Here is a 12203-nt window from a genome sequence, read left to right as displayed (position 1 = left end):
TCGGACCACTTACATTTCTGCGTTATACTCTGCCTATCTTTCGCTACGGCGTTTATTGAGGACAACTATGAGTCAGGCACTGAACAATCTGCTGACATTACTGAATCTGGAAAAAATTGAGGAAGGACTCTTTCGCGGACAGAGTGAAGATTTAGGCTTGCGCCAGGTCTTCGGTGGGCAAGTCGTTGGACAAGCGCTGTACGCGGCAAAGGAGACCGTCCCGGCAGACCGTCTGGTGCATTCGTTCCACAGCTATTTCTTACGCCCTGGCGATAGCGCAAAACCGATTGTGTATGATGTTGAAGTTCTGCGTGACGGTAATAGTTTCAGTGCCCGCCGCGTGGCTGCCATTCAGAACGGTAAGCCCATCTTCTATATGACCGCCTCGTTCCAGGCACCGGAACCGGGATACGAGCATCAGAAAACGATGCCGCCGGCACCGTCGCCAGACACGCTCAAATCAGAGACCGATATCGCCCGTGCGCTGGCGCATCTGCTTCCGCCACAGGTCAAAGAGAAATTTCTGTGCGATAAACCGCTGGAGATCCGCCCCGTCGAGTTCCATAACCCGATGAAGGGTCACACCGCCGAGCCGAAACGTCAGGTCTGGATCCGCGCCAACGGTACCGTGCCGGAAGATTTCCGCGTGCATCAGTATCTGCTCGGGTATGCGTCAGATTTTAACTTTCTGCCGGTGGCACTGCAGCCGCACGGCGTCGGGTTCCTCGAAAAAGGGATGCAGGTCGCGACCATCGACCACTCCATGTGGTTCCACCGTCCCTTCAACATGAATGAGTGGCTGCTTTACAGCGTGGAGAGTACGTCGGCATCGAGCGCTCGCGGGTTTGTGCGTGGAGAGTTTTATACGCAGGACGGCGTGCTGGTCGCTTCAACGGTGCAGGAAGGGGTAATGCGTAATCGCGGTTGACGTAAAAAAGCCGGGTGGCGGCTTCGCCTTACCCGGCCTACAAAAGCACAATCCGTAGGCCCGGTAAGCGCAGCGCCACCGGGCAATGGACTCTACTCAAGCATTATACGCATTCTCGCCGTGGCTGTTCACATCCAGACCTTCGCGCTCCTGCTCTTCCGGTACGCGCAGACCCACAGTCATGTCCGCCAGCTTGTAGCCAATAAAAGCGACAACGGCAGACCACACCACGGTGATAGCAATACTTTCCAGCTGCACCAGTACCTGATGAACCATAGTGACACCTTCTGCATAGCCCACGCCACCCAGCGATTTCGCGGCGAAGATACCGGTCATGATACAGCCGACGATGCCGCACACACCGTGCACCCCAAATACATCGCAAGGGTCATCAACGCGCAGCACGCGTTTCAGTGCCGTAACGCCCCACAGACCTGCAAGACCTGCAACCAAACCTACCAGCAGCGCACCACCGACACCCACATAACCACAGGCAGGCGTGATACCGACCAGACCCGCGATAGCGCCAGAACAGGCCCCCAGCAGGGAAGGTTTACCGCGCACCGCCCACTCACCGAAGACCCAGGAGAGGATCGCACCGGCTGTGGCCACGACGGTGTTCACGAAGGCCAGCGCGGCGATTTCGTTTGCTGCGCTTGCAGACCCGGCGTTGAAGCCAAACCAGCCAAAGTAGAGGATCGCGGTACCGGTAAAGACCATCGGCAGGTTGTGCGGTTTGAACGCTTCTTTACCGAAGCCCACGCGTTTGCCGATCAGGTATGCGCCAACCAGACCCGCTACCGCGGCGTTGATATGTACGACGGTACCGCCCGCGAAGTCCAGCGCGCCGTGCGTTGCCAGCAGACCGCCGCCCCAGACCATGTGCGCAATCGGCACATAGGAGAGCGTCAGCCAGACCACCACAAAGATCAGAACGGCAGAGAAACGAATACGCTCGGCCAGCGCGCCTACAATCAGCCCGACGGTGATGCAGGCGAACGAGCCCTGGAACGCAACGTGAATATACTGGTAGAAACTGCCCATCAGCGCGGTCAGCTCAATATTTTTCAGCATCACCCAGTCAAAGTTACCGAAGAAGGCGTTGCCAGTGCCAAAGGCCAGCGAGTAACCGTAAACCACCCACAGCACGCAGACCAGTGCGAAGGTCACGGCTACCTGGGTCAGCATGGAGAGAACGTTTTTGCCACGGATCAGACCGCCGTAGAACAGGGCAATCCCCGGAATTGACATGAACAGCACCAGCGCGGTGCTGATCATCATAAAGGCGTTATCGGCTTTATCTGCCACCGCAGGGGCAGCCAGCGCGAGGCCCGGCAGCAGTGCCAGCGAACCCAGACCCGTTTTAAGTGTTGCTATCTTCATTTTCTCGATCCCTATCACTGTGTGCCAGGAGTTACTTACAGTGCCGCTTCGTCAGATTCGCCGGTACGAATGCGAATGACGCGCTGCAGTTCGGCAACGAAAATTTTGCCGTCGCCAATTTTGCCTGTGTAGGCCGCTTTGCTAATGACATCAATGACTTCATCAAGCTGATCGTCAGCAATCGCGACATCAATTTTTACTTTTGGCAGAAAGTTAACGCTGTATTCCGCCCCGCGGTAAAGCTCGGCATGACCCTTCTGACGACCAAAGCCTTTCACTTCGGTGACAGTCAGTCCCTGAATACCCATGGAAGACAACGCTTCACGCACGTCTTCGAGTTTGAATGGTTTGATTACAACCGTAACCAGCTTCATAGATCCCCTCCAGTCAGAATTCGGTAATGGCCGCAGCTTACGCAGAAGGTATTGCAAGGGGTGTGCCAGAAATGAAAACCAGAAGGAACTGCGGTGCAAAGAGCGCTACACGGCCTTGATAAACGAACCGGTGAAAAAAAACGCACCATGCCGGTGCAGGGTGCGTTTCCGTTTTGCACCAACAGGAATGACTGTTAGCGCGTCGCCTCATTTTGGTGCATCAGGCGCTCAGCGATTCTTCCTCACGCACGCTGGCCGCCAGCTCTTCGCCTGCCAGCTGAAGCTGATACATCTGCCAGTAACGTCCCTTGGCTTCCAACAGTTCACGGTGCGTACCCCGTTCAACGGCCTGGCCGCGATGTAGCACCAGAATGGTATCAGCATCAACGATGGTGGAAAGACGGTGGGCAATCACCACCAGCGTCGTATGGTCACGCACGGCCGACAGCGCCTGCTGGATGGCCTGCTCGGTACCGGAGTCAATACTGGCTGTCGCTTCATCCAGAATCAGAACCTGTGGCGTTTCAATCAGCACCCGCGCCAGGGCGAGGAGCTGTTTTTGCCCGACGGAGAGGTTGTTCCCCTGCTCGCCCAGCTTCGTATTGATCCCCTCACTAAACCCGCGCGCCAGATCCGCCAGCTGCACTTTTTCCAGTACCTCCCAGACCTGCTCCTGCGTGTAGTCCCGCCCCAGGGTCACGTTCGCATAGAAGGTATCGGCCAGGACGACCGGATCCTGCTGCACCATCGCGACGCCTTTACGCAACACGTTGTGGCTAAGAGACGCGAGCGGACGTCCGTCGATCCGGATTTCACCGTGCGTAACCGGGTAGTACCCCATTAACAGGCTGGCGAGGGTACTCTTACCGCTTCCCGTATGGCCCACCAGCGCCACGAAACCACGCGACGGAACATCAAGTGAGATATCCTGCAACACCAGCCGGTCTTCGCGATAGGCAAACGAGACATTATCAAAATCAATGGCACCGCTTTGCAAAGGTCGCTCATCGTTGCCGTAGGCCTGTCGCGGCCTGTCCATCAGCTCGAACACACGCTCACCGGCGACCACCGCCTGTTGCAGCATAGACTGCTGGGTGGTGAGCTCGATCAGCGGTTCGTTAAGGCGCCCCAGATAGCTAATAAAGGCGTACAGCACACCTACTTCAATCGTACCGTTAGCGCTCAGCCCAAACAGCATCAGGAGACCGCAAAGCACCAGCGCAGAGAAAAGGCTCAGCAGCGGACGCAGCAAAAAACCGTCAAGCCGCAGCGTCTGCATGCGTGCCATATAGTGCGAGCGGCTGGCTTCGCCCATCCGTTCACCAAAGCGCGCCTGCTGGCGGAACTGCTGGATAACGCTCATGCCGTTGATGACTTCGTTGAAGCCATCGTTGATGTCGGCCAGATAGGCTCGTACCCGACGCACGATTGGCGTGCTGTAGCGCTGGTAGATGACCATGACGATCAGCACCGCCGGGAAGATCGTGATCGCCACCAGCGCCATGCGCCAGTCGAGACTGAACATTGCCACCAGCATCGCACCAATCAGCGCCGCGCTGCGGAGCACCGTCGCCACCACGGTGACGTACAGATCGCGGATCACCTCGGTATCGTTGGTTACCCGGGAGATAACCTGCCCGACCGGCTGAATATCAAACTCGCTGAGCGGCTGGCGAAGCGCGGCGTCCATTACATCCGTACGCAGCTGCTGGACGACACCGACGGCTGCGCGGTTAAACAGCAGCGACTGCGCATAGTGCAGCCCTGCAGCCGTCAACTGTAACCCAACGTAAGCGACGCCTAAACCCGCCACCAGCCCCAGGGGCAGGTAGCTTTTGGCGACCATATTGTCGATAAAGTAACTGATGAGCAGCGGCCCGCTCACTTCTGCAATCGCCGCTATCCAGAGTAAAAGCACGGCCACGGACAGCGGTTTACGCCACGGCGAGCCGTAGGCCAGCAGACGTTTGAGCGTCGGCCACATCGTTCCGAGCTTACGCATTAGCGGCCTCCTCATTCTGTTCGGGGGCATCGTCCAGCGCCGCTTCAAGCTGTTGATAGCGATACATATCGCGATACCAGCCCGGTTGCTCAACAAGATTTTCATGCTGCCCGCGCTGGGCAATGTGCCCGTGCTGCAATACCAGAATTTCGCTGGCTTCGGTCAGCGCCGACAAACGGTGAGCGCTGATAATCACCGTGCGACCGTCACCCCACTGACGCAGGTTATGCAGGATCTGGTGCTCGGTACGGCCATCCATAGCGGAGAGCGCATCATCCAGGATCAAGATTTCGGCATTCAGCAGCAGCGCACGGGCAATCGAAATACGCTGTTTCTGCCCGCCGGACAGCATGACGCCACGCTCTCCGACTTCCGTTTCGTACCCCTGCGGCAGACGCAAAATATCATCATGCACGCTGGCTAAACGCGCCACATGCTCGATCTCCTCCTGCGTCGCCGCAGGGCATCCGAGGGCGATGTTATTTGCCACGGTGTCCGAAAATAAAAACGGCGTCTGGCTGACCACCGCCAGGCGGCCACGCCACTCATCCAGCAGCAGGTTCCTCAGGGGGATATCATGGAAACGAATATCCCCTTCGGTGACGTCAAAGTGGCGCTGGAGCAGAGAGAGGACGGTACTTTTTCCGGCCCCCGTAGGACCACAAATACCCAACATCTGGCCGGGCTGAAGCGTAAAGCTGACGTTCTCCAGTACCGGATGCGCCGTCTGCGGATAGACAAATTGACGGACGTCGACCTTCATCACGCCTCGCCCTTCCGGGACCGCTTCGCTGCCGTCAGTCACCACCGGCGCTTCGGCCAGCATGGCGCGAATGCGGCTGTAGGCGGCGCTGCCCCGCTCCACAATGTTGAACATCCAGGCTAAAGCCAGCATCGGCCAGATCATCAGCCCGAGATACATCGCAAAACTGGTCAATTGTCCCAGGGTTAACGTCCCCTGTACCACCATCCAGCTACCGCCTCCAATAGCCAGCAGGTTGGCCATGCCAATCGCAACATAGATTGTCGGGTCAAAACGGGCGTCAATGCGCGCGACGCGCATGTTCTTCGACCCCGTGTCTGCCGCATCGGCGGCAAACAGCGCGGACTGCCGGTCCTCCAGACCAAAGGCTTTGATCATGCGAATGCTGGTCATGCTCTCCTGAGTGCGATCGTTCAGAGACGAAAATGCCGCCTGTGCCAGTTTGAAGCGCTCGTGCAGCTGTTCGCCGTAGCGATTGATCGCCAATGCCATCAGCGGCATCGGCAGCAGCGCCAGAAGGGTCAACTGCCAGCTGATCTGCGTGGACATGACAATCAATACCGCACAGCCCATCACCAGCGAGTCCACCAGCGTTAATACCCCTTCTCCGGCGGCGAAGACCACGCGATCGACATCGTTCGTGGCACGGGCGATGAGGTCCCCGGTGCGATGGCGCAGATAAAATTCGGGATGCTGTCGGCTCAGCTGGTGGTAAAAATCTTCACGCAGCTCAACGGCCAACTGATAGGACGCACCAAACAGCAGCACGCGCCAGACGTAGCGCAGGAGATAAACAATGACGGCCGTCAGCACCAGCGTGCCGACCCACATCAACACCCGTGCGGTGGTGTAATGCTGTTCGGTGACGCCATCCACGACGTACCCCACCACTTTCGGCGGGATCAGCTGCAGAATGGCAATGATAATAAGCAGGGCCACTGCACCGAGGTAGCGTTGCCACTCCCGACGAAAGTACCAGCTTAATTGGGCAAATAATCGCACGCGGTTTGTTCCTGAAGGTTTTTTACGAAGTTATTCAATGGGTAAGGCTGTGGTGTACTTAATCTGTTCCATGGCGAAGCTTGAGGTGACGTCTGATAAGCCCGGAACGCTGTTCACCAGCCGCTTGTAGAAGTCATCATAGCGCTTCATGTCTGCCACCTGGACGCGCATCAGGTAATCGTACTCGCCGGCCATTCGCCAGAAACCGAGCACCTCGGGCATCTCAGAGACCTGAGTAACAAAGCGGCAATACCACTCGCTGCTGTGGTGCTGGGTTTTAATCAGCACAAATGCCGTCAACCCAAGCCCCAGTTTTTCGGGATCGAGCAGCGCGACGCGCCCCAGCAAAATGCCATCATCTTCGAGCTTCTTAAGGCGCTTCCAGCACGGTGTGGTGGTCAGATTAACGGCATCTGCCAACGCCTGCAAAGAGAGGGTACAGTCACTTTGCAGCAAGGAAAGGAGCTTACGGTCAATTTTATCTAGCATACCCACCTCACAGAGAAAATTTTTCTCCCTTCATTCTATTTTAAAGGCCAGATAGCAACAATTTTTTCTGTGCTTTTCGCTATGCTGGGCACAAAATGACAAACGGATAATTACGATGAATAGCACTTGGGTTAAACATGCCATCAGCGAAATCAATGCCGACTACCAGCGTTCGGCGGATACCCACCTGATCCGCCTTTGCCTGCCGGGATTTGACGGTATTCAGCTCTATCTGAAGGATGAAAGCACCCATCCGACCGGCAGCCTGAAGCATCGCCTGGCGCGCTCACTGTTTTTATACGGTTTATGTAACGGCTGGATCAAAGAAGGCACTCCCATTATTGAATCCTCGTCTGGTTCAACCGCCGTGTCCGAAGCCTATTTTGCCCGTCTGCTGGGCCTGCCGTTTATCGCGGTGATGCCCTCCTGCACTGCAAAACGCAAAATCGAGCAGATCGAATTTTACGGCGGTCGCTGCCACTTCGTTGAGAGTGCCTGCGAAATCTACGCCGCCTCTGAAATGCTGGCCCGTGAGCTCAACGGCCACTATATGGACCAGTTTACCTTCGCCGAACGCGCAACGGACTGGCGCGGCAATAACAACATCGCTGACAGTATTTTCCGCCAGATGACCCACGAGCCGCACCCCGTGCCGTCGTACATTGTGATGAGCGCCGGTACCGGTGGCACCTCAGCCACCATAGGACGCTACATTCGCTGTCAGGGCTACGATACCCAACTGATGGTGGTTGACCCGCAAAACTCGGTGTTCCTCGACTACTGGCAGAGCCGCGATGCCGATCTTCGCAGCCCGTCAGGCAGTAAAATTGAAGGAATTGGCCGCCCGCGCGTAGAACCGTCATTCATCCCGGATGTAGTGGATGAAATGCTTCGCGTGCCGGATGCCGCCAGCGTGGCAACCGCACACTGGCTGGAAACCCAGCTTGGCCGCAAAGTCGGGGCATCGACAGGCACCAATATGTGGGGCGCACTGCAGCTGGCGGCACGCATGCGTGAGGAAGGGCGTACCGGCTCCATCGTCACGCTGCTGTGCGACAGCGGCGAGCGCTACCTTGAGACCTACTACAATGCAGAATGGGTACAGGCTAACATCGGCGACATCACGCAGTGGAAAGTGCAGATTGCACAGCTGCTGAAATAAAAAAAAGCCAGACCGACGTCTGGCTTGCTGGAAGGCGCTCGCTATTCGGGGGAATAAGGGAGGTTGTTGTTGTCCAGCCAATGAGTCAAAAAATGGGACACCGCTTCGTTACCGCAGTGTCCGATAACGGGCAGATGAGGAAGCTCGGCAATCAGCTGCGGCATCGCATTCCCCATAATCAAGCCGCGCCCCACGCTGCCCAGCATCTCTCGGTCATTCATGGCGTCGCCAAATGCCATACAATCCTGCAGCGTTAAGCCCAGATGGTCGCTCAGTACCGCCAGGGCGGAACCTTTGTTACAGCCCACGGGTAATACTTCCAGACAATCTACCGCCGAGAAGGTCAGATGCGCCCGGTTGCCGAGCGCCTCATTTAACTGGATGCGCAGGCGTCGCAGATCGTCGTGATCGCCACAGAAGCAGATCTTGGTCACCGCGTGGGCGGGGATCCGGCGAAGATCGATAAGCTGATATTTAAAACCGCTATAGACATGCGCATGCAGTAACTCGGGGATTTCGCTTCCGGTAAACCAGCCTTGATCGTTAAAAACGTGGACACTGGCCTGTGTGTCCCAGGTGCTGTGCAGGACGATATCCGCCACTTCCGGGTTAAGATCCTGACGGTGCAGTACCTCCCCTTCGACGGTGTGAATGCGCGTTCCGTTTCCGGTGATCAGAAAAGCATCAAGAGAAAACGCGCCCAGTAAATGGCGCATCTCCAGAACATGTCGGCCGGTGGCAAATGTCAGAGTGACATCTCGCTCGCGCAGGCGCTTCAGGGCACTCAGCGTTTTCTCTCCCAGACGGTGATCCGGCATTAACAGCGTGCCGTCCATATCAAATGCAGCGAGGCGGGCCATGATGACTCCTGAAATGTGATGCGATTAGCTTGTGCATCAGTATCAGGTGAGATATACGGAAGTAATAGTGAATAGATGATAATTATTGTTCCGGGTTTCTATGCGCCAGCTTAACCGTCTTAACCAGTATCACCGTTTATGGCAGCCGTCCGAAGGTGCGACGCAGCAGGTCACTATCAGCGAACTGGCAGCCCGCTGTTTTTGTAGCGAGCGGCATGTCCGAACGCTGTTGCGTCAGGCTCAGGAGGCGGGCTGGCTGAGCTGGCGCGCGCAGTCTGGTCGCGGCAAGCGCGGCGAACTGACGTTCCATGCCACCCCGGAGTCGCTGCGCAATATGATGATGGAAGAAGCGCTGAAGAGCGGACAGCAGCATAACGCGCTGGAGCTGGCTCAGCTTGCGCCTGACGAGCTGCGTTCGTTATTGCATCCGTTTTTGGGTGGGCAATGGCAAAACGACACGCCGACGCTGCGCATCCCCTACTATCGCTCGCTGGAGCCGCTTCAGCCGGGATTTTTACCGGGCCGGGCCGAACAACATCTGGCAGGACAGGTGTTCTCAGGCTTGACGCGATTTAACGGTAACAGCAGTGAACCCACCGGCGATCTGGCGCATCATTGGGAGGTCTCTGCTGACGGGCTGCGCTGGCATTTCTATATTCGCTCCACGCTGCACTGGCATGACGGCGATAAAATAGAAACGGCGCAACTCCAGCGAAGCCTGACGGCGTTGTTAGCACAGCCCATCATGCGCACGCTTTTTCAGAGCGTCTTGTCTGTCGAAACCACACATCCGCAATGTCTGACGTTTGTTTTACATCAACCGGACTACTGGCTGGCGCACAGGCTGGCAACCTACTGTAGCCGTCTGGCGCATCCCGATCGCCCGGTCGTCGGCAGTGGTCCCTTCCGGCTGACTCTCTTTGAGCCCGACCTGGTACGCCTGGAAAGCCATGAGCAGTACCACCTGAGTCATCCGCTGCTTAAGGCCATCGAGTACTGGATCACTCCCCAGCTTTTTGATTACAGGCTGGGTACCAGCTGTCGCCACCCGGTGCAAATCGCCATTGGCGAGGCCGATGAGCTCGAAAGCCTGCGGCTGGTGAGCAGCAGCACCAGCCTGGGCTTCTGTTATCTCACGCTGAAACAGAGCGCGCGGCTGAGTGAGATCCAGGCAAAGCGGCTGATTAATATCATTCATCTCTCCAGGCTTCTGCACACGCTTCCGCTCAACGAAGGGCTCATCACGCCAACTCATGAACTGCTTCCCGGCTGGACAATCCCGGAATGGCCTGATTTGACGGACATTGCCCTCCCTGAGGCGTTGACGCTGGTTTATCATCTGCCCGTTGAGCTTCACACCATGGCCAGCCAGCTGAAGGAGTACCTCGCCCTGCAGGGTTGTGAATTGACCGTCATCTTTCACGACGCGAAGACGTGGGATGGATGCCAGCAGCTTGCCGATGCAGACATCATGATGGGAGATAAGCTGATTGGCGAAGCGCCAGCGTATACGCTTGAGCAGTGGCTCCGCTGTGATGCGCTTTGGCCGCATGTGTTAAGCACACCGGCTTACGCTCATTTGCAAGCCACGCTGGATGCGGTGCAGGCCCAAGCCGAGTCCCGGGACCGACACGCGGGGCTGCAAGCCATTTTCAGCCGCTTAATGGAGAACGCGGTGTTGACGCCGCTCTTTAATTATCAGTATCAAATCAGCGCGCCGCCAGGCGTAAACGGGATACGCCTTAACACCCGCGGCTGGTTTGATTTTACCGAAGCCTGGCTGCCTGCCCCCAAATCGTGAAGAAGCTGGTCGCCGCCGTAGCCAGGCGGTAACATAACGTTTTTACCGTAACTGTTGAGATGATTTATGAAACGTGCCGTCGTCGTGTTCAGCGGAGGACAAGACTCTACTACTTGCCTGGTTCAGGCCCTTCATCAGTATGATGAAGTTCACTGTGTGACCTTCGATTATGGTCAGCGCCACCGCGCTGAAATCGACGTTGCCCGTGAACTGGCCCTCAAACTGGGGGCACGCGCGCACAAGGTGCTGGACGTTACGCTGTTAAATGAACTGGCTGTCAGTAGCCTCACCCGCGACAGCATTCCTGTACCGGATTATGAACCCGATGCCTGCGGCATTCCGAATACCTTCGTACCGGGCCGCAATATTCTGTTTCTGACCCTGACGGCGATCTACGCCTACCAGGTGAAAGCCGAAGCGGTAATCACCGGCGTATGCGAAACAGACTTCTCCGGCTACCCTGACTGCCGTGACGAATTCGTGAAAGCATTAAACCACGCCGTCAATCTGGGCATGGCGAAAGAGACGCGCTTTGAGACGCCGTTGATGTGGCTGGATAAAGCCGAAACCTGGGCCCTGGCGGACTACTGGGGCAAGCTGGATCTGGTTCGCAGTGAAACCCTCACCTGCTATAACGGCATCAAAGGCGACGGTTGCGGCCAGTGCGCGGCCTGTAATCTTCGCGCTAACGGGCTGAACCACTATCTGGCCGATAAAGTTGGCGTGATGGCCGCAATGAAGCAAAAGACCGGGCTTAAATAACGCTACTTAACCGTGCTGTCGAACAGTTTTACGCCGGCAGCACGAGTCACTTTCATTAGCGTCGTCAGCGTTGGGTTGCCGTTGTCAGATAAGGTTCGGTATAACTGTTGGCGGGACAGACCGGATTTGGCAGCAATTTCACCTATGCCACCGCGGGCTTCGATGACCTGACGGAGTGCAATGAGATAGGCAGGGATCCCCTGGTCTTCATAGATCTCCTCCAGGGCTGTTTGCAGATAAAGCTGAGCACAGGAGGGATCCTCACGCAGCATTTTCACAACAGCATCATGGTGACTAACAGAACTTGAATATTTTCGTTCAGCGGCACTCATCTGATTATCCTTTTGATTGATGATCGTTCCAGAAGTCTATCGCCAGTTGAATATCTGCTTTCTGGCTCTTTTTGCCACCACCCACAAGTAACAATAAAACCTGCCGATTTTCTACCGCAAAATAGATCCTGTAGCCGGGACCACTGTCGATGCGCATCTCCCAGATACCTTCCCTGAGATATCGGTAATCGCCAAAATTACGTTTTATCGCACGGTTAACCCGTACAAGGATCCGGAAAACAACATCCGGATCCTTTCGCTTCATCTTCGCTACCCACTCCTCAAATGGCACTTTTCCGTCACGGGTACGGTAGCGTTCAACAACGTAGTCCCTGTCCATGATTC

At 56.4% G+C, this 12203-nt stretch carries 12 protein-coding genes; 4 read left to right on the top strand and 8 right to left on the bottom strand.

Features of this window, described 5'->3' with window-relative positions; genetic code table 11:
* The first annotated feature begins 67 nt into the window (after nucleotides 1-67).
* A complete protein-coding gene (gene tesB / locus AAER43_RS05055) occupies nucleotides 68-928 on the top strand; it encodes an acyl-CoA thioesterase II (protein ID WP_014882788.1) in 861 nt (286 codons plus the stop codon).
* Between the two features lie 96 nt (nucleotides 929-1024).
* Here tesB and amtB read toward each other — a convergent pair whose 3' ends face one another.
* The 5 genes from amtB to AAER43_RS05030 all read right to left on the bottom strand — a co-directional run bounded on the left by amtB (nucleotide 1025) and on the right by AAER43_RS05030 (nucleotide 6941).
* A complete protein-coding gene (gene amtB, locus AAER43_RS05050; protein ID WP_014882787.1) occupies nucleotides 1025-2311 on the bottom strand; it encodes an ammonium transporter AmtB in 1287 nt (428 codons plus the stop codon).
* 35 nt (nucleotides 2312-2346) lie between these two features.
* Nucleotides 2347-2685, bottom strand: a complete 339-nt coding sequence (gene glnK, locus AAER43_RS05045; protein ID WP_008503304.1) for a P-II family nitrogen regulator — start codon at nucleotides 2683-2685, stop codon at nucleotides 2347-2349.
* A gap of 220 nt (nucleotides 2686-2905) precedes the next feature.
* Nucleotides 2906-4687, bottom strand: coding sequence for a SmdB family multidrug efflux ABC transporter permease/ATP-binding protein (locus AAER43_RS05040; protein WP_014882786.1), 1782 nt, complete (start codon nucleotides 4685-4687; stop codon nucleotides 2906-2908).
* Nucleotides 4680-6452 carry a SmdA family multidrug ABC transporter permease/ATP-binding protein gene (locus tag AAER43_RS05035; RefSeq protein ID WP_050862448.1) on the bottom strand — a complete coding sequence of 591 codons (1773 nt, stop codon included), beginning with the start codon at nucleotides 6450-6452 and terminating at the stop codon, nucleotides 4680-4682. The genes AAER43_RS05040 and AAER43_RS05035 overlap by 8 nt, the downstream gene beginning before the upstream one ends.
* Nucleotides 6453-6482: 30 nt before the next feature.
* Nucleotides 6483-6941: an Lrp/AsnC family transcriptional regulator gene (locus AAER43_RS05030; RefSeq protein WP_008503307.1), complete on the bottom strand. Its 459-nt coding sequence runs from the start codon at nucleotides 6939-6941 to the stop codon at nucleotides 6483-6485.
* A 115-nt stretch (nucleotides 6942-7056) separates the two neighbouring features.
* Here AAER43_RS05030 and AAER43_RS05025 point away from each other — a divergent pair, with 115 nt between their 5' ends.
* A complete protein-coding gene (locus AAER43_RS05025) occupies nucleotides 7057-8103 on the top strand; it encodes a PLP-dependent cysteine synthase family protein (RefSeq protein ID WP_050862449.1) in 1047 nt (348 codons plus the stop codon).
* Between the two features lie 41 nt (nucleotides 8104-8144).
* On the opposite strand, the gene cof is transcribed toward AAER43_RS05025, so the two are convergent.
* A complete protein-coding gene (gene cof / locus AAER43_RS05020; protein ID WP_014882783.1) occupies nucleotides 8145-8963 on the bottom strand; it encodes an HMP-PP phosphatase in 819 nt (272 codons plus the stop codon).
* Between the two features lie 100 nt (nucleotides 8964-9063).
* Between cof and AAER43_RS05015 the strand changes: the two genes are divergently transcribed.
* Both AAER43_RS05015 and queC read left to right on the top strand, forming a co-directional pair.
* Nucleotides 9064-10764, top strand: coding sequence for an SgrR family transcriptional regulator (locus AAER43_RS05015; protein WP_050862450.1), 1701 nt, complete (start codon nucleotides 9064-9066; stop codon nucleotides 10762-10764).
* Between the two features lie 66 nt (nucleotides 10765-10830).
* Nucleotides 10831-11526 carry a 7-cyano-7-deazaguanine synthase QueC gene (gene queC / locus AAER43_RS05010; RefSeq protein WP_050862451.1) on the top strand — a complete coding sequence of 232 codons (696 nt, stop codon included), beginning with the start codon at nucleotides 10831-10833 and terminating at the stop codon, nucleotides 11524-11526.
* Nucleotides 11527-11528: 2 nt separating this feature from the next.
* On the opposite strand, the gene AAER43_RS05005 is transcribed toward queC, so the two are convergent.
* Nucleotides 11529-11858: an addiction module antidote protein gene (locus tag AAER43_RS05005; protein ID WP_050862452.1), complete on the bottom strand. Its 330-nt coding sequence runs from the start codon at nucleotides 11856-11858 to the stop codon at nucleotides 11529-11531.
* Between the two features lie 4 nt (nucleotides 11859-11862).
* Nucleotides 11863-12198 (bottom strand): type II toxin-antitoxin system RelE/ParE family toxin, encoded by a 336-nt coding sequence (locus AAER43_RS05000; RefSeq protein ID WP_050862453.1) that lies wholly within the window; start codon nucleotides 12196-12198, stop codon nucleotides 11863-11865.
* Between the last annotated feature and the right edge of the window lie 5 nt (nucleotides 12199-12203).

It is taken from the genome of Enterobacter sp. FUJ80071, assembly GCF_038739915.1.
GTDB lineage: Bacteria > Pseudomonadota > Gammaproteobacteria > Enterobacterales > Enterobacteriaceae > Enterobacter > Enterobacter kobei.
This window is presented reverse-complemented; position numbering and strand designations above follow the sequence as displayed.

Bases quoted from the DNA above. Each gene is read 5' to 3' on its own strand.
- AAER43_RS05025 (WP_050862449.1), top strand. From the start codon at position 7,057: ATGAATAGCACTTGGGTTAAACATGCCATCAGCGAAATCAATGCCGAC.
- AAER43_RS05005 (WP_050862452.1), bottom strand. From the start codon at position 11,858: ATGAGTGCCGCTGAACGAAAATATTCAAGTTCTGTTAGTCACCATGAT.
- cof (WP_014882783.1), bottom strand. From the start codon at position 8,963: ATGGCCCGCCTCGCTGCATTTGATATGGACGGCACGCTGTTAATGCCG.
- glnK (WP_008503304.1), bottom strand. From the start codon at position 2,685: ATGAAGCTGGTTACGGTTGTAATCAAACCATTCAAACTCGAAGACGTG.
- amtB (WP_014882787.1), bottom strand. From the start codon at position 2,311: ATGAAGATAGCAACACTTAAAACGGGTCTGGGTTCGCTGGCACTGCTG.
- AAER43_RS05040 (WP_014882786.1), bottom strand. From the start codon at position 4,687: ATGCGTAAGCTCGGAACGATGTGGCCGACGCTCAAACGTCTGCTGGCC.
- queC (WP_050862451.1), top strand. From the start codon at position 10,831: ATGAAACGTGCCGTCGTCGTGTTCAGCGGAGGACAAGACTCTACTACT.
- AAER43_RS05000 (WP_050862453.1), bottom strand. From the start codon at position 12,198: ATGGACAGGGACTACGTTGTTGAACGCTACCGTACCCGTGACGGAAAA.
- tesB (WP_014882788.1), top strand. From the start codon at position 68: ATGAGTCAGGCACTGAACAATCTGCTGACATTACTGAATCTGGAAAAA.
- AAER43_RS05015 (WP_050862450.1), top strand. From the start codon at position 9,064: ATGCGCCAGCTTAACCGTCTTAACCAGTATCACCGTTTATGGCAGCCG.
- AAER43_RS05030 (WP_008503307.1), bottom strand. From the start codon at position 6,941: ATGCTAGATAAAATTGACCGTAAGCTCCTTTCCTTGCTGCAAAGTGAC.